Source organism: Microbacterium sp. J1-1 (assembly GCF_024498615.1).
GTDB classification, from domain to species: domain Bacteria; phylum Actinomycetota; class Actinomycetes; order Actinomycetales; family Microbacteriaceae; genus Microbacterium; species Microbacterium aurugineum.
Map to the genome: position 1 here is coordinate 2,378,948 of NZ_CP089590.1, position 18,615 is coordinate 2,397,562.

Genomic DNA, 18,615 nt, shown 5'->3' on the forward strand with positions numbered 1-18,615 from the left:
ATCCTATCAGGCGGCGGGGGCGCGGAGGCTGAGAAGTTCGCGCGCGTGGGTGAGAGCAGCGTCGGAATCGGCGAGTCCCGAGAGCAGTCGGGCCATCTCCGCTTCGCGCTCACCGCCTTCCAGACGCCGGACGCTGGAGGCGGTGACCGCGCCGTCATTGGCTTTGACGACGGAGAGGTGGTTGTTCGCGAAGGCCGCGACCTGCGCGAGGTGGGTGACGGCGATGACCTGCGACTTCTCGGCGAGTCGGGCGAGTCGCCGTCCGACCTCGATCGCGGCGGCGCCTCCGATGCCCGCATCGACCTCGTCGAAGACGAAGGTCGGCACGGGGTCGGTCGCGGCGATGACGACCTCGATGGCCAGCATGACCCGGGACAACTCGCCACCGGAGGCCCCCTTCGAGACCGATCGCGGCTCGGCGCCCGGATGCGGAGCGAGGAGGATCGCGACGTCGTCGCGACCATGGGTGCTCTCCGCCCCTTCGGAGACCGCGACCTCGAGTCGCGCATCGGGCATCGCGAGGGCGTGGAGCTCTGCAGTCACCGCCTCGCCGAGGCGGACGGCGGCATCGGTACGTGTCGCCGTCAGCGTCGCCGCGTCGGCGTCCAGCTCGGTTCGTGCCGCATCGCGCTCGGCGATGAGCCGCTCGAGGCGGTCGCCGTCGTCATCGAGTTCCGCGAGCCTCGTGGATCCCGTCTGCCAGAGCGCCAACGCCTCGTCGAGGGAGCCGTGAGCGCGCACGAGGGTACCCAGCGCCGCGCGACGTTCTTCCACGGCGGCCAGTTCATGAGGGCCGGACTCGTCGAGGTCAGCGAGGTAGGCGGACAGGAGTCCCGCAGCGTCCGCGATCCGGTAGCCGATGTCCGCGAGGCTCTCCCCGATCTCGGTCAGCTTGGCGTCGGACGCACGCTCGATCACGCGACGGGCCTCCGCGACGAGGGCGGAGGCGTCAGGTTCGCCGTCCTCGTTGGAGAGCGCTCCGTGCGCGAGAGATGCCGCGACACGAAGTTCTTCGGCATTCGCGAGACGCTCGGCCCGATCTGCGAGTTCCTGGTCCTCGCCCGGCTCCGGTGCGGTCGCCTCGATCAGTGCAAGGTCTTCCCGGAGGCGGGAGGCCTCCTCGGCACGACGGTCCCGGTTCTCGGTGATCTCGGAGATCTCGGAGTCCAGTGCCCGCCAGCGGGTGAAGGAGTCCGTGTACTTCGCGAGCGCGTCCGCGATCGGCGTCCCACCGAAGCGGTCGAGCGCGTCGCGCTGTGCCGCGGCGGAGCGCAGACGCAGCTGCTCGGACTGTCCGTGCACCACGACGAGCTCTTCCGCCAGCGACGACAGCACCCCTGCGGGCGCCGCCCGCCCTCCGACGCTCGCCCTGCTGCGTCCTTCGGCGCTGAGCGTGCGCGAGACGTACAACTCCGCGGTTCCCGCTCCTGCGGGCTCCAACTCGCCGCCGGCCTCCTCGACGATCTCGGCGACGTCTCCGCCCTCCGGAACGATCCAGACACCCGCCACCGACGCCTGTGCGGCACCGGCCCTGACGGCCCCGGAGTCGGCGCGCTGGCCCAGCAGCAGCCCCAGTCCGGTGACGACCATGGTCTTCCCCGCGCCGGTCTCTCCGGTGATCGCGGTGAACCCCGGGCCCAGAGGCAGCACCGCATCGGCGATGACGCCGAGCCCCTGCATGCGCATCTCCTCGATCATGACGGCGTCCCCAGGGTTTGGCCGCGCCATCCTTCGACGGGCAGCTGGAACTTGCGCACGAGCCTGTCGGTGAAGGCCGTGGGGTGCAGACGCGCGAGCCGCACGGGGCGCGACGACCGGCGGACGACGACCCGAGCGCCGGGCGGGAGATCGTGGGAGCGACGCCCGTCGCACCAGAGGATCCCCGACCCGTCGGTGCGCTCGAGCATCTCGATCGCGACCGCGGCACCGGGGCTGACGACGAGCGGTTTGGCGAACAGCGCGTGCGCCGACAGTGGCACCACGGCGATCGCCTCGACGCTGGGCCAGATGACCGGTCCCCCGGCCGAGAAGTTGTAGGCGGTCGAGCCGGTGGGAGTGGAGATGACCATGCCGTCGCATCCGAAGCTCGACAACGGCCTGCCGTCGATCTCCAGGACGACCTCGATCATCCGCTCCCGGCTGGCCTTCTCCACGGTGGCCTCGTTCAGTGCCCAGGTCTCGTACACGACCGCGCCGGCGGCGTCTTTCACGCGTACCGACAGGGCGAGTCGCTCCTCGACCTCGTAGTCGCGGTCGATCACCCGGCGCACGGCTTTGTCCATGTCGTCTCGATCGATCTCGGCGAGGAACCCGACATGGCCCATGTTGATGCCGAGCACGGGCGCTCCCGTATCGCGGACCAGCTCGGCCGCGCGCAGGATCGTGCCATCTCCGCCCAGCACGATCGCGAGCTCGAGGTCCGCCGGATCGATGGAGCGACCCAGAACATCGGTGCCGGCGAAGAAAGCGTCCACCGCCGTGAGGGCCTCGTGGTCGTCGGCGGCCAGGACCGGCCGTGCTCCTGCTTCCCGCAGGGCATCGATCACGCGTCGCGCCGCGTCGACGGTGTCGACCCGGCCGGCATGGGCGACGACCAGGATGTTGCGCTCGTTCATCGTCCTCCTGCCAGTCGATTGATGGTGTCCAACCATTCTGTCGGATTGCTGCCGCGCCCCGGCGCGAGGTGCACGAGATATTCCGCGTTGCCGTGCGTTCCCAGAAGTGGTGAGGGAAGGATGCCGAGCATCCCCATGCCGACGTCCCAGGCGCTCCACACCGTGCGCGCGACTGCATCGGCACGGGTGGCGGGATCGGTGACCAGTCCCCCGCGCACCGCCGTCCGTCCGACCTCGAACTGCGGTTTCACGAGCAGCAGGATGTCGGACTCCGCGGTCGCGACCGCCGGGACGGCCGGAAACACGAGTTCGAGGGAGATGAAGGAGAGGTCGCCGACCACGAGGTCGGGGCGCTCCATGACGCCGGTGGCCTCGGCGAGATTCTCGCGCGTCATGTGTCGGACGTTGAAGCCCTCCACGGTGATCACCCCGGGGTCGGCGGCGATAGACGGAGCCATCTGGCCGTGCCCGACGTCGACAGCGAGCACGGTTCGGGCGCCCCGCTCGCGCAACACCTGCGTGAAACCTCCCGTGGACGCCCCCATGTCGAGCGCGAGTCTTCCCGCCACCGGGATGCCGAATCCGTCGAGTCCGGCGATGAGCTTGTGGGCCGCACGGCCGACGTAGTGGTCGGAGCCCGCGACCGTGATCTCGGCCTCATCGTCCACGGCGGTCGAGGCCTTCACGACCTGGCGGCCGGCGACACTCACGAGGCCTTCGGCGATGAGAGTCGCCGCATGACTGCGCGAACGGGCGAGTCCTCGGGCGGCGAGGGCAGCGTCGAGTCGCGTCATCGGGATCCCGAGGTCTCCCGATGATCGAGCTTCGCGCCGCTCTCGAGGCGGCGGGAGAGCTCATCGTGCATGGCCGCGTAGGCGGCGGCGCGCACGGGAAGCGGCTGCCCCTCGATCAGGCGCAGACGGCTCCACAGGCCGTCGGTCGGCTCGCTCGTCGTCTCTTCACTCACGGTTCCACTGTACGCGGCCCCTCCGACGCGCGAAGGAGCCACGCGAGATCGCTCAGGGGCGGTGGAAGGGATCGTCGTAGAGGCGCTCGGGAACACGAAGGACGAACACCGGGGTACCGGACGCCCAGATCGCGGCGGCGCCGGCGCGTAGCAGATCGATCTGCGACCCGGACTCCGACACGATCTCGACGTCAGCCCCGGAGACCCGTACGGCGGCACCGTTCACGGCAAAGATACCGTCTCGCTCCGTCACCTCGGGATAAGGCTCGTGCAGTTCGCGGAGGTCGCCGAGGATGTACGTCGGACGCGAGCCTTCCGGTGCCGCAAGGACGTGCTTGGGGCGGTCGATCCCTGTCAGCACCAGCGCCGAGTCGATGCCGACACGGCTCGCCCCCATGATGTCGGTGTCCAGGCGGTCGCCGATGAACAGCGCCTTCTCGGCACCGAAACGAGCGAGCGCCTCTTCGAAGATGGGCGTCTCCGGCTTGCCTGCGACGGTCGCCAGCCGACCGATGGCTGTGTGGACGGCAGAGACGAGGGTTCCGTTGCCCGGAGCCACTCCCCGTTCACGAGGAATCGTCCAGTCCGTGTTCGTCGCGATCCAGGGGATGCCGCCCTCTTCTTCGGGAAGCTTGAGTGCGAACGCCGCCTCCGCGAGATCGGTCCAGGCGACCTCGGGAGCGAATCCCTGCACCACTGCACTCGGCGCGTCGTCCGCGCTGCGCGTCACCGTGTACCCGGCCTTCTGCACCTCATCGACGAGACCGGCACCACCCACGACCAGGATCGTCGCCGGTGCCGGCACGATCGTCGCCATCAGACGCATCGCGGCCTGCGGGCTCGTCACGACCTCCGAGGCCTCGACCTGGAGCCCGAGACTGCTCAGATGCTCCGCGACAGAGACATCAGTCCGCGCCGCGTTGTTCGTGATGTAGCCGAGCCGTGCGGACTTCGCCGCCTCGTTGAGGCTGTCCACCGCGAACGGCAGCGCACCGGGTCCGGCGTAGACCACGCCGTCCAGGTCAGCCAGCACGGTGTCGACCCCGTCGAGAGGCGTGCGGAGCGGGCGCCGGCGAGAGAACAGCGCCACTACGCCTCCGGGTCCGTGTCGTCGGCCTCGTCTTCGCCCAGGAGCTCGCGCACCTCGTCCTCGACCGTGGGCTCCACAGTCTCGGGTTCGGCCGGCGCGGGCTCGGCCGGCGCAGGCTCAGCCGGCGCGGCCTCGGCCTGAACAGGCTCAGCCGGCGCAGGCTCTACCGGCGCATCGGTGTCGTCCTCGTCGAGGTCGATCTCGATCATGCTGTCTTCGATGAAGATCTCTTCGTCACCGGCCTCATCGACTCCCAGAGCTTCAGCGGCGACCTCGGCCCGGTGCGACCAGAACTCGGCCTCCTCGGTGCGGCCGAGGTCTTCGAGCACAGCAGCGCGCGCTGCGAACAGTGCGGGGCTCCACTCGAACGCACGATCCGGATCCAGCTCCGGGATCTCCAGCTCGCCGAGGGCGAGTTCAAGGTCGCCCTGATCCAGGCGCGCACCTGACATCGCGATCGCCAACGCGACGCGGACGGGCGTGTCCAGCGTCGAACGATCGACCGCCCTACCAGTCTCGAGCGCACGATCGGACCGGCCGATGCCACGCTCGCTGTCCACCATCAGAGCGATCTGGTCGTCCTTGCCCGAGATCCGTCGGTAGGTCCGCAGCTCACGCAGTGCGAGGGCGAAGTCCTCAGTGGCATAGGCGGTGATGCCGAGAGTCTCACGGACGATCGCGATACGGCCGGCACGGCGCGATGCGGCCAGCGCGTGCTGGTGGGCGAGCGCAGGGTCCTCGTCGATGAGGCGGGAGGCCATCGCGAGGTGACGCGCGACGTGCTCGGCATTCTCCTTGCTCAGCGTCTTCAGCTCATTGCGAGCCGCGCCGTTGAGATCACGAGCGGTGACGTCGTCCGGGATCTGCGGCTCATCGAACCGCGGACGCTCGTTCGCCGCCTGCGCGGGACGTTCACGTCCGGCTCCCCCACGTTGCGGGTAGGAGCGCGAACGCTCCCGGTCGCCACCCTCGCGACGCGGGGCGGCGCCATCACGCTTGTACCCGCCCTCACGGCGAGGAGCAGCGCCATCACGCTTGTACCCGCCACCTTCACGACGAGGAGCAGCGCCATCACGCTTGTACCCGCCACCTTCACGACGAGGGGCGCCGCCGTCGCGGTTGTACCCGCCACCTTCACGACGAGGAGCGGCACCATCGCGGTTGTACCCGCCACCTTCACGACGAGGGGCGCCGCCGTCGCGGTTGTACCCGCCACCTTCACGACGAGGAGCAGCACCATCACGGTTGTACCCGCCACCTTCACGACGAGGGGCGCCGCCGTCGCGGTTGTACCCGCCACCTTCACGACGCGGAGCAGCACCATCGCGCTTGTACCCGCCACCTTCACGACGAGGAGCAGCACCATCGCGCTTGTACCCGCCGCCCTCGCGGCGAGGAGCAGCGCCATCACGCTTGTACCCGCCACCTTCACGACGAGGGGCGCCGCCGTCGCGGTTGTACCCGCCACCTTCACGACGCGGAGCAGCACCATCACGCTTGTACCCGCCGCCCTCACGACGAGGGGCGCCGCCATCACGACTGCGATCGGGACCCTTGCCGGAAGGGCGATTGCTGCGCGATCCCTTGTCGTCGTTGCGACGCGGACGGCGCTCTTCCTCTTCCGGCATGATGATCCCTGTTCTCTTCGTATAAACGCAAAATGGCCACCCAGCGTTGGGTGGCCATTTTGTTTAAAAGGAGTCCGGCGGTGTCCTACTCTCCCACAGGGTCCCCCCTGCAGTACCATCGGCGCTGTGAGGCTTAGCTTCCGGGTTCGGAATGTAACCGGGCGTTTCCCTCACGCTATGGCCGCCGAAACACTATTGATGTTTCAATCAAACACATAACAAAGTCATTGTTGTTATGCGGTTCTCGACCGTACATCGAGAACCACTCAGTGGACGCGTAGCACCAACAAACGGTGTGTTATCAAGTCATCGGCTTATTAGTACCAGTCAGCTGCATGCATTACTGCACTTCCACATCTGGCCTATCAACCCAGTAGTCTGGCTGGGAGCCTCTCACCCGAAGGTATGGAAATCTCATCTTGAGGCCGGCTTCCCGCTTAGATGCTTTCAGCGGTTATCCATCCCGAACGTAGCTAATCAGCGGTGCTCCTGGCGGAACAACTGACACACCAGAGGTTCGTCCAACCCGGTCCTCTCGTACTAGGGTCAGATCCTCTCAAATTTCCTACGCGCGCAGCGGATAGGGACCGAACTGTCTCACGACGTTCTAAACCCAGCTCGCGTACCGCTTTAATGGGCGAACAGCCCAACCCTTGGGACCTACTCCAGCCCCAGGATGCGACGAGCCGACATCGAGGTGCCAAACCATGCCGTCGATATGGACTCTTGGGCAAGATCAGCCTGTTATCCCCGAGGTACCTTTTATCCGTTGAGCGACAGCGCTTCCACAAGCCACTGCCGGATCACTAGTCCCGACTTTCGTCCCTGCTCGACCTGTCAGTCTCACAGTCAAGCTCCCTTGTGCACTTACACTCGACACCTGATTGCCAACCAGGTTGAGGGAACCTTTGGGCGCCTCCGTTACTTTTTGGGAGGCAACCGCCCCAGTTAAACTACCCACCAGGCACTGTCCCTGAACCGGATTACGGTTCGAAGTTAGATATCCAGAGTGACCAGAGTGGTATTTCAACAATGACTCCACACGAACTAGCGTCCATGCTTCAAAGTCTCCCACCTATCCTACACAAGCCACACCGAACACCAATACCAAGCTGTAGTAAAGGTCACGGGGTCTTTCCGTCCTGCTGCGCGTAACGAGCATCTTTACTCGTAATGCAATTTCGCCGAGTTCGCGGTTGAGACAGTTGGGAAGTCGTTACGCCATTCGTGCAGGTCGGAACTTACCCGACAAGGAATTTCGCTACCTTAGGATGGTTATAGTTACCACCGCCGTTTACTGGGGCTTAAATTCTCAGCTTCGCCTTACGGCTAACCGGTCCTCTTAACCTTCCAGCACCGGGCAGGCGTCAGTCCGTATACATCGTCTTGCGACTTGGCACGGACCTGTGTTTTTAGTAAACAGTCGCTACCCACTAGTCTCTGCGGCCTCCAAACGCTTTCGGGAGTAAATCCCTATACGCCGAAGGCCCCCCTTCTCCCGAAGTTACGGGGGCATTTTGCCGAGTTCCTTAACCACGATTCTCTCGATCTCCTTGGTATTCTCTACCTGACCACCTGAGTCGGTTTGGGGTACGGGCAGCTAGAACCTCGCGTCGATGCTTTTCTCGGCAGCATAGGATCACCCACTTTTTATCCGCATCGTGTCTCAGCCTCAATGAATCGCGGATTTGCCTACGACTCGGCCTACGCACTTGCACCAGGACAACCATCGCCTGGCTTGGGCTACCTTCCTGCGTCACACCTGTTAATACGCTAACCGCACCAGAATGGGGTCGTACGCTAGGCCCAGAGCGTCACCCCGAAGGGATCAGTCACTGGGATTCAGATACTTAGCACTACTGGATTAGCTTGGGCGGTTCTTCGCCGGTACGGGAATATCAACCCGTTGTCCATCGACTACGCCTGTCGGCCTCGCCTTAGGTCCCGACTTACCCAGGGAAGATTAGCTTGACCCTGGAACCCTTGGTCTTTCGGAGGACGTGTTTCTCACACGTCATTCGCTACTCATGCCTGCATTCTCACTCGTGTAGCCTCCACGGCTGGTTTACACCGCCGCTTCGCTGGCCACACGACGCTCTCCTACCCATCAACACGGCTGGACCACGAAGGCCTACCAATAATGTCAATGCCACAACTTCGGTGGCGTGCTTGAGCCCCGTTACATTGTCGGCGCGGAATCACTTGACCAGTGAGCTATTACGCACTCTTTCAAGGGTGGCTGCTTCTAAGCCAACCTCCTGGTTGTCACAGCAACTCCACATCCTTTCCCACTTAGCACGCGCTTTGGGACCTTAGTTGGTGGTCTGGGTTGTTTCCCTCTCGACTATGAAGCTTATCCCCCACAGTCTCACTGCTGCGCTCTCACTTACCGGCATTCGGAGTTTGGCTGACGTCAGTAACCTTGTAGGGCCCATCGGCCATCCAGTAGCTCTACCTCCGGCAAGAAACACGCAACGCTGCACCTAAATGCATTTCGGAGAGAACCAGCTATCACGAAGTTTGATTGGCCTTTCACCCCTATCCACAGCTCATCCCCTCAGTTTTCAACCTAAGTGGGTTCGGTCCTCCACACGCTCTTACACGTGCTTCAACCTGGCCATGGATAGATCACTTCGCTTCGGGTCTAGGACATGCGACTGAATCGCCCTATTCAGACTCGCTTTCGCTACGGCTACCCCACACGGGTTAACCTCGCCACATATCGCTAACTCGCAGGCTCATTCTTCAAAAGGCACGCTGTCACCCCTACTAAGGAGGCTCCAACGGTTTGTAAGCAAACGGTTTCAGGTACTATTTCACTCCCCTCCCGGGGTACTTTTCACCTTTCCCTCACGGTACTTGTCCGCTATCGGTCATCTGGGAGTATTTAGGCTTATCAGGTGGTCCTGACAGATTCACACGGGATTTCACGGGCCCCGTGCTACTTGGGATACTCTTCGCGCCAAGAGAAGCATTTCGACTACGGGGTTGGCACCCTCTATGACCGGCCTTTCAAGACCGTTCGTCTATACCTTCTTGTAACGCCGCCACCTCGGCAGAGATGACTGAAAAGTCCCACAACCCCCAACGTGCAACGCCTGCCGGCTATCACACACGCTAGGTTTAGCCTGATCCGGTTTCGCTCGCCACTACTAACGGAATCGCGGTTGCTTTCTCTTCCTGTGGGTACTGAGATGTTTCACTTCCCCACGTTCCCTCTACCCGCCCTATATATTCAGGCGGGAGTCACTAGGTCGGCACGCCGCCCAGCGGGGTTTCCCCATTCGGACACCCTCGGATCAAAACTTGCTTATCAGTTCCCCGAGGCTTATCGCAGATTGCTACGTCCTTCTTCGGCTCCAGATGCCAAGGCATCCACCGTTTGCTCTTAAAGACTTGAAATCACATGAGTTTGAATCAAAAACCCGACCAGTCCGAAGACTGAATCAGAAATTGACTAATGATCTTTAAGATCATCTTGTGCAACAACCCGAAGGCTGCTGCAAGATGCTCGCGTCCACTGTGTAGTTCTCAAAGTACGGGCGGTACCCCTCACCGCTTCCCCACCGGGGAAACAACGAAAGGCCCAGAGTAACCAAATGCTTCCAACCCGAAGGTCAAAGCGCATCCGGTCCCTCAGGACCCAACAGCGTGCAGGCACCGACCCCCTCACCCAGAACCTTCCAACCGCAAGCGGCGTACTCATTCCAAGATCAGATCTCGATGCCATGTCAAATGTTCCACCCATGAGCTCCCAGCGAAGAACGTATGCCTTCGATCTGGGTTCTGGACGCCGAAGCGTCAGATGCTCCTTAGAAAGGAGGTGATCCAGCCGCACCTTCCGGTACGGCTACCTTGTTACGACTTAGTCCTAATTACCGATCCCACCTTCGACGGCTCCCTCCACAAGGGTTAGGCCACCGGCTTCAGGTGTTACCGACTTTCATGACTTGACGGGCGGTGTGTACAAGACCCGGGAACGTATTCACCGCAGCGTTGCTGATCTGCGATTACTAGCGACTCCGACTTCATGAGGTCGAGTTGCAGACCTCAATCCGAACTGGGACCGGCTTTTTGGGATTCGCTCCACCTCACGGTATTGCAGCCCTTTGTACCGGCCATTGTAGCATGCGTGAAGCCCAAGACATAAGGGGCATGATGATTTGACGTCATCCCCACCTTCCTCCGAGTTGACCCCGGCAGTATCCCATGAGTTCCCACCATTACGTGCTGGCAACATAGAACGAGGGTTGCGCTCGTTGCGGGACTTAACCCAACATCTCACGACACGAGCTGACGACAACCATGCACCACCTGTTTACGAGTGTCCAAAGAGTTGACCATTTCTGGCCCGTTCTCGTATATGTCAAGCCTTGGTAAGGTTCTTCGCGTTGCATCGAATTAATCCGCATGCTCCGCCGCTTGTGCGGGTCCCCGTCAATTCCTTTGAGTTTTAGCCTTGCGGCCGTACTCCCCAGGCGGGGAACTTAATGCGTTAGCTGCGTCACGGAATCCGTGGAATGGACCCCACAACTAGTTCCCAACGTTTACGGGGTGGACTACCAGGGTATCTAAGCCTGTTTGCTCCCCACCCTTTCGCTCCTCAGCGTCAGTTACGGCCCAGAGATCTGCCTTCGCCATCGGTGTTCCTCCTGATATCTGCGCATTCCACCGCTACACCAGGAATTCCAATCTCCCCTACCGCACTCTAGTCTGCCCGTACCCACTGCAGGCCGGAGGTTGAGCCTCCGGATTTCACAGCAGACGCGACAAACCGCCTACGAGCTCTTTACGCCCAATAATTCCGGATAACGCTTGCGCCCTACGTATTACCGCGGCTGCTGGCACGTAGTTAGCCGGCGCTTTTTCTGCAGGTACCGTCACTTTCGCTTCTTCCCTGCTAAAAGAGGTTTACAACCCGAAGGCCGTCGTCCCTCACGCGGCGTTGCTGCATCAGGCTTGCGCCCATTGTGCAATATTCCCCACTGCTGCCTCCCGTAGGAGTCTGGGCCGTGTCTCAGTCCCAGTGTGGCCGGTCACCCTCTCAGGCCGGCTACCCGTCGACGCCTTGGTGAGCCATTACCTCACCAACAAGCTGATAGGCCGCGAGCCCATCCCCAACCGAAATTCTTTCCAGACGCAGACCATGCGATCACGTCACATATCCAGTATTAGACGCCGTTTCCAGCGCTTATCCCAGAGTCAGGGGCAGGTTGCTCACGTGTTACTCACCCGTTCGCCACTGATCCCACAGAGCAAGCTCCGTGTTCACCGTTCGACTTGCATGTGTTAAGCACGCCGCCAGCGTTCATCCTGAGCCAGGATCAAACTCTCCGTAAAAAAGAAATGCATACGAACACCGGGAAAACGATGAACGCAGCGAGTTTGATGCTGACCAAAGAGACAAATTCATTGCTGACTTCATCCATTGCCAGCCCCCGGAAGGGCTGGTCTTTGATCCAAAGGAATTCTCACCCAGCCGAAGCTAGACGAGGATAATTTGGCATTTGACAAGTGCACGCTGTTGAGTTCTCAAGGATCGGATGCTCCCACGACCCAGTCATCACAACCAGGCCCGCAGGGCAACTTCTCTATCTTAGCCACCCTGTCCCGCTTGTCAAATCGGCGCGCCGTGCAGATCAGTGATCCGCAGCGCAGCTGTTGACAGCCGCAGAAAGGTGGACTCCCTATCCTAGACGCAAGCGCCAGATCTCTCAAGAGAGAGTGGAAGGGATTCGTTCTCCGCTTGAGGGGGGTGAAGCTCTCGGCTCCTCCGCGTCCCTGTGGGGCGAACAAGTAATAAGTTACGTGGGTTCCCGGGTTCTGGCAAATCGAGGGCCACCGCCCGGGCGTGTCGACGCCTCGCCCGTCAGGTTTCCACCGGATCAGGGGATGTTTCGGCTGCGTCAGGTGCTGCGGAGTACGATCGCGCCATGCCCACGCCCCCGGATGAGCCGCTCCTCGAGACGGCGCTCGCACATGCAGATGACGACGATCGTCGGGGCTCGCGTGACGGCGGTGCGCTGTTCGAGCGTGTGCTCGGCGAGCTCGGCATCGCGGTCACTGACCGGTCGTCTGCGGCGCTCCCTGTCGTCCCGCTCTCCTCGCGGCTGGACACCGCCGCTCTCGCCTGTGCCAGTGTCAGCGCCGTGATGGTCGCCGCCGGTCGCTCACCCGAGGCCCTCGACCCCGCGCGGGTCGCCGTCGCGTACGGAAGCGACCGTGTGCTCACCGTCGACGGCGCCGCTCCGCCGGTGTGGTCGCCGTACTCCGGGTTCTGGCGAACCTCCGACGGCTGGATCCGCACCCACGGGAACTACCCCCATCACGCGGCCCGCCTGCGCGCAGGTCTCGGCCTGCGGGAAGGGGCAGGTGCCGAGGCGGTTCGCGACGTGCTCGCGGAACAACAGAGCGCACCGGCCGTCGCCGCCATCACGGCCGCGGGAGGCCTGGCCGTTCGGGTGATGGCGGAGGCCCCCGCGACCGACCGGCTCCTCGGTGCGCGCCCGCTGCTCGAGATCAACCGCGTGGAGGCGGTGTCGCCCTCCCCCTCGTCGCGCTCGACACCGGCCGATGCCCGTTCAGAGCACCGCCCCCTCCAGGGAATGCGCGTACTCGACCTGACGAGGGTGATCGCCGGCCCCGTGTGCACGCGGACACTCGCGCTGCTCGGTGCCGATGTCCTGCGGATCGATCCGCCGCAGCTGCCCGAACCGGAATGGCAGCATCTCGACACGGGACACGGCAAGCGGTCTGCGGTGCTGGATGCGCGTGACCCGCAGCTTGAGGAGCTGATCGAGCGGGCCGATGCCGTCGTCCTCGGATACCGTCCGGCCGCGCTCGATCGGCTCGGGCTGAATCCAGCGGAGCTCGCCCGCCGCCACCCCGGGCTGGTGGTCGCCCAACTCAGCGCTTGGGGCACGGAGCATCCGGATCGGGCCGGGTTCGACAGCCTGGTCCAAGCCGCGTCCGGCATCGCGCTCATCGAATCTCCCGATGGCGACCGCCCGGGGGCACTCCCCGTGCAGGCCCTCGATCACAGCGCCGGTTACCTCCTCGCGGCAGCGGTGACGACGCTGCTTCGACAGCGTCCCCCTCGCCCGGATGGCTCGTGGGTCGTTCGGACATCGCTGCGCCGGGTCGCCGCAGAACTCCTCCTGATGCCGCGACGTCGGCAGTCGAACGCGGCACGCGGCTTCGACGTCGATCCTCACGTCGCCCGCTTCGTCCTCGGAGACACGAGCCTCACGACCGCACGTCCGGCGCTGCCAGGATTCGAGTTCGACGCTCCCCACCCCTGGGGGTCGGATCAGCCCCGCTGGTGACGACGCCCGCGCACCGCGAGCACGACGCAGAGCACCACGGTGATCACGCCCCAGAGTGCACACGCCGGAGGCAGCACACGGTAAGCGAGGTGCTGAACCGTGAACTCCGCATCGAGCGGACCGAACACGGCGAGACCCACCGCCCAGGCTCCGACCAGGATGACCGGCAGCGACACCCACCACGCCAGGCGGACCCCGTGCGGGATCGATTGCGCGGTGTCCAGCCGCGGCACACGACGACGGAGCCAGAGCAACGCCCAGATCCCGATGATCGCGAGACCGATCAGGCTCGATCCGTGCTGAAGCCACTTGAACCCGGGAAGCGGGCCCCACATCTCATCGAGAGCGGGGATCTGCTGCACCCCCCATCGGCCCTCATGCGTGAACAGGTCCCACACGATGTGTGAGAGCACACCGATCAGGAACGACACCGCGAGAAGGACCGGATAAGAGCGCTTCTCCCCCACCCCGACGGCACGTCCCGCCGCGACGGACCCACCTTCACTCCACTCACGGGGAAGTCGGCGGGCCAGCCAGAGCGGAGCGAGCTCGGGTACTGCCGGGCGCAACAGCACACGCCACACCAGGAACAGGACGAACGCGAGCAGCGCCGTCCACAGCACGTTCCCGAACGTGTGGGTGAAGGTGTAGTTCAGTCCGACGCCCCGCACGAACAGCGGAAGATCCGGGGTCATCGCACCGATCGCGATCGCCGCGGGCACCAGGGGCGTCCGCACGAACGGCAGCGCGACGAGCGCGTGGCTGGGAGTGAACGGCATCCGTCTGGATCAGCCGATGAAGACGCCGGCGAGGGTCTTCTTGCCGCGACGCAGCACCGACACGCCTCCGGGGAGCGTCCCCCGGACGGTGGCGCCGTCGTCTTCCACGCGTTCGCCGTCCAGCGTCACGCCACCCTGGCCGATCGCACGCCGAGCCTCGGAGAGGCTCGCCACGAGTCCGGTCGCCACCAGCGCTTCAGTCACCGGGGTATCCGCGGCGACCGTGGCATTCGGGAGTTCCTCGAGCGCGGTGCGGAGCGTGCCGGCATCGAGCGCAGTCAGGTCCCCCTGCCCGAACAGTGCCTCGGATGCGGCGATCACAGCTGCCGTCGCATCGATGCCGTGCACGGTCGCGACCACCTCGAGCGCGAGACGCTTCTGAGCGGCGCGACGGAACGGCTCCGTCTCGACGAGCGCGGCGTACTCCTCGACCTCGGCCCTGCCGAGGAACGTGAAGACCTTGAGCCTGTCGATGACGTCACTGTCCGCCGTGCTGAGCCAGAACTGGTACATGCGGTACGGGCTGCACATCGCGGCATCGAGCCAGATGGCGTTCCCTTCGCTCTTGCCGAACTTGGTCCCATCGCTGTTCGTGATCAGCGGGGTGCCGATCGCATGCACGGAGACGCCTTCGGCGCGACGGATCAGGTCGGTGCCGCTGGTGAGGTTGCCCCACTGGTCGGATCCACCCGTCTGCAGGACGCAGTCGTACTGGCGGTACAGCTCGAGGAAGTCCATCCCCTGAAGGATCTGGTAACTGAACTCGGTGTAGCTGATGCCTTCGTCGGAGTTGAGGCGCGCGGCGACCGCATCCTTCTTCAACATCGTCCCGACGCGGAAGTACTTGCCGATCTCGCGCAGGAAATCGATCGCGCTCAGCGGCGCGGTCCAGTCCAGGTTGTTGACGATGCGAGCCGCGTTGTCCCCCTCGAAGCTGAGGTAGCGCTCGACCTGCGTCCGCAGGCGCCCGACCCACTCCTCGACGGTCTCCCGCGTGTTCAGGGTGCGCTCCGCCGTGGGGCGGGGGTCGCCGATGAGTCCGGTCGATCCGCCGACGAGCCCGAGCGGCTTGTGACCGGCGAGCTGGATGCGGCGCAGCGTCAGCAGCTGCACGAGATTGCCGAGGTGCAGGCTGGGTGCCGTCGGGTCGAACCCGCAGTAATACGTGATCGGGTCCCCTGCGAGAAGGGCGCGCAGCGCCTCCTGGTCGGTGGACACATGGACCAGGCCACGCCACACGAGCTCGTCCCACACGTTCTCGAACGTGGGGTCGATCGCCTGGGGTGCGGTCGTCAGATCAGCAGTTGACACGCGCTCCAGGCTATCAGCGCGGGCAGGGGCGAATCGCCTCACAGCGGTCCGTCGAGGAGTGCGATCTCGTCGACGGACAGGGCGATCGCGGCGGCGTCCATCGCGACCTCCAGCTGGTCGAGCTTGCTGCCACCGAGGATCGGGCGGATGCCCCGCGCGAGCTGCCATGCCAGCACGATCTGACCCCGTCCGAGACCCCGTGCGTCCGAGACCTCATCCAGCGCGGCGAGCCGACGTGCGGTTCCCGGGTGCTCATACACCTCGGGCACGGGCTTCGCGGGGTTGTCGTAGGCGCCGGAGAGCAGCGGGGTGTACGCCCAGATCTCGATCCCGTTCGCCACCGCGAAGTCCCGCTGCTCGTCGCTCAGCACGCCGAAGGGATGGGCCACCCCGGGCGGAAGCGTGCCCGGGCGCGTGCGCAGGTACGTGCTGTTCAGCTGGAACGCGTCGATGGGGGTGCTTCCGAGGGACTTCGCGTGCGCACGGGCACGCTCGATGCGCCAGGCCGGGTGGTTCGAGGCGCCGACGCGGCTCACGGTGGCGTCGGCGGTGAGCGCCGCGAGAGCATCCACGGTCTCCTCGATCGCCACCGTCCGATCCTCCTGGTGGAGCCAGAGCAGATCGATCCGGTCGATTCCCAAACGCTCGAGGCTCCCCTCGACGGCAGCGCGGATCGCACGCGGAGAGAGCCCGGCCCGGTGCTCGGGCCACGACCCCGGCCACAGGGGCTCGGCGCCGACCTTGGTCGAGATGCGGATCTGCCGCCGCGCATGTGGTCGCGCCGCGAGCCACCGTCCGAGCACCTCCTCGGACGCTCCGCCCTGCCCCGTGTCGCTCGCCCAGAAGCTGTAGCAGTCGGCGGTGTCGATCCAGACTCCTCCGCGCTCGACGAAGCGGTCGAGCAGAGCGAACGAGGTCTCCTCATCGACGAGTGTGCCGAAGGACATCGCTCCCAGGACGAGCGGGGATACAGGGGTGTTCCGAGTGGTCATGACCTCACTCTGCAACCTGGAGTGCGCTCCAGGTCAAGCTCTATGCTCGGACCATGACCACGTACACGCCGGCGGAGGCTGCGGCACGCTCCGGTTTCAGCATCGATACACTGCGCTACTACGAACGCGAGGGCATCCTGCCCGCGGTGTCTCGCACGGCCGGCGGCCATCGCGCGTACACCGATACCGAGCTCGGACTCCTGGAGTTCCTCAAGTGCCTCCGGGAGACCGGTATGCCGGTGGAACGCCTGCGTCGCTACGGCCAGCTCTGCCAGCGCGACGACACCGTTCCGGAGCGGATAGCTCTTCTCGAAGAGCACGCCGCAACAGTCGAGAAGCAACTCGCCGACGTTCTCGCGCAGCAGCGGCGTCTCCAGGAGAAGCTGGACTGGTACCGGTCGTCGAGCTGACTCCGTCAGCTGTGCGCCGCCCACCAGACCAGGAAAGCGGCGCCGAGGGCGATCACCCAGCTGACGAGGCTGCCGACGAGGAAGTACTCCGCCCGAGCACCGGTTTCGCCGTCGCGGGAAATCTCTGGGAATCGGACGATGCCCTTCGCGGCGAGCATCGCGGCGAGGATCGGATACGCCGCAGCGAGAGTGAGGATCAGGACGAGGATGCGCTCCAGCGGTCCGATCAGTCGTCCGCCCTTGAATCCGCCGCGAGGATCGCGGGGTGCTGACGCCACCTCATCATCTGTCTCCGTGGCGGCGGCAGTTTCACTGGCGGCGGCGGTTTCTGCGGCGGCGGCGGTGTCGGCGACCGCTGTCACCGGCGTCGCGGCCGGGTCTGCCGGGCGCCAGGTGTGCTCCCCGTCGAGCGCCGCACGGACCACGAGGTTCGCGGATTCCAGGAGGAACACCCCGGCGCCCAGTGCCAGCAGAGCAAGATCGAAGGGGACCTCTCCGAACGGTGACCGGAGGCGCCAGACCGCGCCGATCAGGCCGGCGTCTGGACGAGCACCGAACCCGACGACGGCACCGACGCTCACGACCGCGAGCAGGACGGCGGGCCAGAACCCCAGAGGGGCGGGGCGCTCAGTGGGCATGCTCCACACCCAGAGCGCTCCGACCACCAGCGCGAGCGCCATGGGGAGAAGCGCGTCGCTGACGCTGCCGAGCAGGAGCAGGACCACGGTGACGGTGAGGTAGCCGATCCACCGGCGCGGGGCGGATTGACGCACCAGGTCGGCGGCGCCGACCGCCAGCAGGATGAAGCCGGCGACGATCATGCGCGCTCCCCTCGGAGCGCGGCCACTCCCTCGATGAGCGCGGCCGTGCCCGCGGTGCGCAGCGACTTCGAGACGCTGGGCTGCGTGATCCCTTCCTCGGCCGCGAGCTCCTGCTGCGATCGACCCAGCAGACGGCCGTAGGTGAGTCGCCGTTCCCGCTCGCTCATCGCGCCGACCAGCTCGTCGCGGACGAGGAGGTAGGCGTTCGATGCGGCGATCGTGCTCTCCATGACCTCATCCTGCCCCGGGGCTCCGACAATCCAGGACCGCGTGCGCGGCACGGCGCGACCCTCGCGCTCATGCACGGTCTCGATCGCGGCGCGGGCCGCGTACCAGCCGGGCCCGTCCGCGAGCTCGCGATGGACGGATTCGACCTGACGCACCTCCCCCACCCCGATCCCGAACCGGAAGGCGATACCGTCCGGCAGCCGCAGCTGGATCATCAGGAGCGACACCATCGCGTCGCTCAGATCGAGGTAGACACCCTGTTGCTCGTCTCCTACGGTGGGCGTGAGCGGCTGCGCGGCCAGCGGGAAGTCGACCTCGACCCTGGCTATGGTGTCGTCGAGGACGTGCTGCGCGGCGGTGCGATCGTCGAGCCGGCGAGAGCCCACGATGTCTGCGAGTACCGCGATGACCATGGCATAACCATAACACGCATAACTCTCGACTTATGC

The 18,615-nt window shown here is 64.8% G+C and carries 14 protein-coding genes and 3 rRNA genes; 2 read left to right on the plus strand and 15 right to left on the minus strand.

Going from position 1 to position 18,615, the window contains the following annotated elements; genetic code table 11:
- Window positions 1-6: 6 nt before the first annotated feature.
- From recN to LRQ07_RS11460, 10 genes are all read right to left on the minus strand, one after another.
- A complete protein-coding gene (recN, locus tag LRQ07_RS11415; RefSeq protein WP_256534679.1) occupies window positions 7-1,698 on the minus strand; it encodes a DNA repair protein RecN in 1,692 nt (563 codons plus the stop codon).
- Window positions 1,695-2,615: an NAD kinase gene (locus LRQ07_RS11420; RefSeq protein ID WP_256534680.1), complete on the minus strand. Its 921-nt coding sequence runs from the start codon at window positions 2,613-2,615 to the stop codon at window positions 1,695-1,697. The genes recN and LRQ07_RS11420 overlap by 4 nt, the downstream gene beginning before the upstream one ends.
- On the minus strand, window positions 2,612-3,409 hold the full coding sequence (locus LRQ07_RS11425) for a TlyA family RNA methyltransferase (RefSeq protein WP_256534681.1): 798 nt from the start codon (window positions 3,407-3,409) through the stop codon (window positions 2,612-2,614). The genes LRQ07_RS11420 and LRQ07_RS11425 overlap by 4 nt, the downstream gene beginning before the upstream one ends.
- A complete protein-coding gene (locus LRQ07_RS11430) occupies window positions 3,406-3,582 on the minus strand; it encodes a hypothetical protein (protein ID WP_256534682.1) in 177 nt (58 codons plus the stop codon). The genes LRQ07_RS11425 and LRQ07_RS11430 overlap by 4 nt, the downstream gene beginning before the upstream one ends.
- 52 nt (window positions 3,583-3,634) lie before the next feature.
- On the minus strand, window positions 3,635-4,672 hold the full coding sequence (locus LRQ07_RS11435; RefSeq protein ID WP_256534683.1) for an HAD-IIA family hydrolase: 1,038 nt from the start codon (window positions 4,670-4,672) through the stop codon (window positions 3,635-3,637).
- Window positions 4,672-5,433 (minus strand): hypothetical protein, encoded by a 762-nt coding sequence (locus LRQ07_RS11440; RefSeq protein WP_256534684.1) that lies wholly within the window; start codon window positions 5,431-5,433, stop codon window positions 4,672-4,674. The genes LRQ07_RS11435 and LRQ07_RS11440 overlap by 1 nt, the downstream gene beginning before the upstream one ends.
- Before the next feature lie 47 nt (window positions 5,434-5,480).
- Window positions 5,481-6,206, minus strand: a complete 726-nt coding sequence (locus LRQ07_RS11445; protein ID WP_256534685.1) for a hypothetical protein — start codon at window positions 6,204-6,206, stop codon at window positions 5,481-5,483.
- Between the two features lie 166 nt (window positions 6,207-6,372).
- Window positions 6,373-6,489, minus strand: a 5S ribosomal RNA gene (gene rrf, locus LRQ07_RS11450).
- Between the two features lie 108 nt (window positions 6,490-6,597).
- Window positions 6,598-9,702, minus strand: a 23S ribosomal RNA gene (locus LRQ07_RS11455).
- A gap of 414 nt (window positions 9,703-10,116) precedes the next feature.
- A 16S ribosomal RNA gene (locus tag LRQ07_RS11460) occupies window positions 10,117-11,640 on the minus strand.
- Together the 16S, 23S and 5S rRNA genes form the textbook arrangement of a ribosomal RNA operon.
- Window positions 11,641-12,233: 593 nt before the next feature.
- Between LRQ07_RS11460 and LRQ07_RS11465 the strand changes: the two genes are divergently transcribed.
- Entirely contained in the window at window positions 12,234-13,625 is a 1,392-nt protein-coding gene (locus tag LRQ07_RS11465) for a CoA transferase (protein ID WP_256534686.1), read from the plus strand.
- On the opposite strand, the gene LRQ07_RS11470 is transcribed toward LRQ07_RS11465, so the two are convergent.
- From LRQ07_RS11470 to LRQ07_RS11480, 3 genes are read right to left on the minus strand one after another with little or no spacing between them, the layout of a single operon-like run.
- Window positions 13,610-14,404 (minus strand): DUF4184 family protein, encoded by a 795-nt coding sequence (locus tag LRQ07_RS11470; protein WP_256534687.1) that lies wholly within the window; start codon window positions 14,402-14,404, stop codon window positions 13,610-13,612. The genes LRQ07_RS11465 and LRQ07_RS11470 overlap by 16 nt on opposite strands.
- 9 nt (window positions 14,405-14,413) lie before the next feature.
- Window positions 14,414-15,715, minus strand: coding sequence for a tyrosine--tRNA ligase (tyrS, locus tag LRQ07_RS11475; protein ID WP_256534688.1), 1,302 nt, complete (start codon window positions 15,713-15,715; stop codon window positions 14,414-14,416).
- Between the two features lie 38 nt (window positions 15,716-15,753).
- Window positions 15,754-16,707: an aldo/keto reductase gene (locus LRQ07_RS11480; RefSeq protein WP_256534689.1), complete on the minus strand. Its 954-nt coding sequence runs from the start codon at window positions 16,705-16,707 to the stop codon at window positions 15,754-15,756.
- 53 nt (window positions 16,708-16,760) lie between these two features.
- Here LRQ07_RS11480 and LRQ07_RS11485 point away from each other — a divergent pair, with 53 nt between their 5' ends.
- Window positions 16,761-17,117: a MerR family transcriptional regulator gene (locus LRQ07_RS11485; protein ID WP_248541345.1), complete on the plus strand. Its 357-nt coding sequence runs from the start codon at window positions 16,761-16,763 to the stop codon at window positions 17,115-17,117.
- A gap of 5 nt (window positions 17,118-17,122) precedes the next feature.
- Here LRQ07_RS11485 and LRQ07_RS11490 read toward each other — a convergent pair whose 3' ends face one another.
- Both LRQ07_RS11490 and LRQ07_RS11495 read right to left on the minus strand, forming a co-directional pair.
- Window positions 17,123-17,938, minus strand: coding sequence for a hypothetical protein (locus LRQ07_RS11490; protein ID WP_256534690.1), 816 nt, complete (start codon window positions 17,936-17,938; stop codon window positions 17,123-17,125).
- On the minus strand, window positions 17,935-18,579 hold the full coding sequence (locus tag LRQ07_RS11495) for a SatD family protein (RefSeq protein WP_134351652.1): 645 nt from the start codon (window positions 18,577-18,579) through the stop codon (window positions 17,935-17,937). Before LRQ07_RS11495 ends, LRQ07_RS11490 begins: the two co-directional genes overlap by 4 nt.
- Window positions 18,580-18,615 lie beyond the last annotated feature (36 nt).

Bases quoted from the DNA above. Each gene is read 5' to 3' on its own strand.
- recN (WP_256534679.1), bottom strand. From the start codon at position 1,698: ATGATCGAGGAGATGCGCATGCAGGGGCTCGGCGTCATCGCCGATGCG.
- LRQ07_RS11420 (WP_256534680.1), bottom strand. From the start codon at position 2,615: ATGAACGAGCGCAACATCCTGGTCGTCGCCCATGCCGGCCGGGTCGAC.
- LRQ07_RS11425 (WP_256534681.1), bottom strand. From the start codon at position 3,409: ATGACGCGACTCGACGCTGCCCTCGCCGCCCGAGGACTCGCCCGTTCG.
- LRQ07_RS11440 (WP_256534684.1), bottom strand. From the start codon at position 5,433: ATGGCCTCCCGCCTCATCGACGAGGACCCTGCGCTCGCCCACCAGCAC.
- LRQ07_RS11445 (WP_256534685.1), bottom strand. From the start codon at position 6,206: ATGGCGGCGCCCCTCGTCGTGAGGGCGGCGGGTACAAGCGTGATGGTG.
- LRQ07_RS11465 (WP_256534686.1), top strand. From the start codon at position 12,234: ATGCCCACGCCCCCGGATGAGCCGCTCCTCGAGACGGCGCTCGCACAT.
- LRQ07_RS11470 (WP_256534687.1), bottom strand. From the start codon at position 14,404: ATGCCGTTCACTCCCAGCCACGCGCTCGTCGCGCTGCCGTTCGTGCGG.
- LRQ07_RS11480 (WP_256534689.1), bottom strand. From the start codon at position 16,707: ATGACCACTCGGAACACCCCTGTATCCCCGCTCGTCCTGGGAGCGATG.
- LRQ07_RS11485 (WP_248541345.1), top strand. From the start codon at position 16,761: ATGACCACGTACACGCCGGCGGAGGCTGCGGCACGCTCCGGTTTCAGC.
- LRQ07_RS11490 (WP_256534690.1), bottom strand. From the start codon at position 17,938: ATGATCGTCGCCGGCTTCATCCTGCTGGCGGTCGGCGCCGCCGACCTG.
- LRQ07_RS11495 (WP_134351652.1), bottom strand. From the start codon at position 18,579: ATGGTCATCGCGGTACTCGCAGACATCGTGGGCTCTCGCCGGCTCGAC.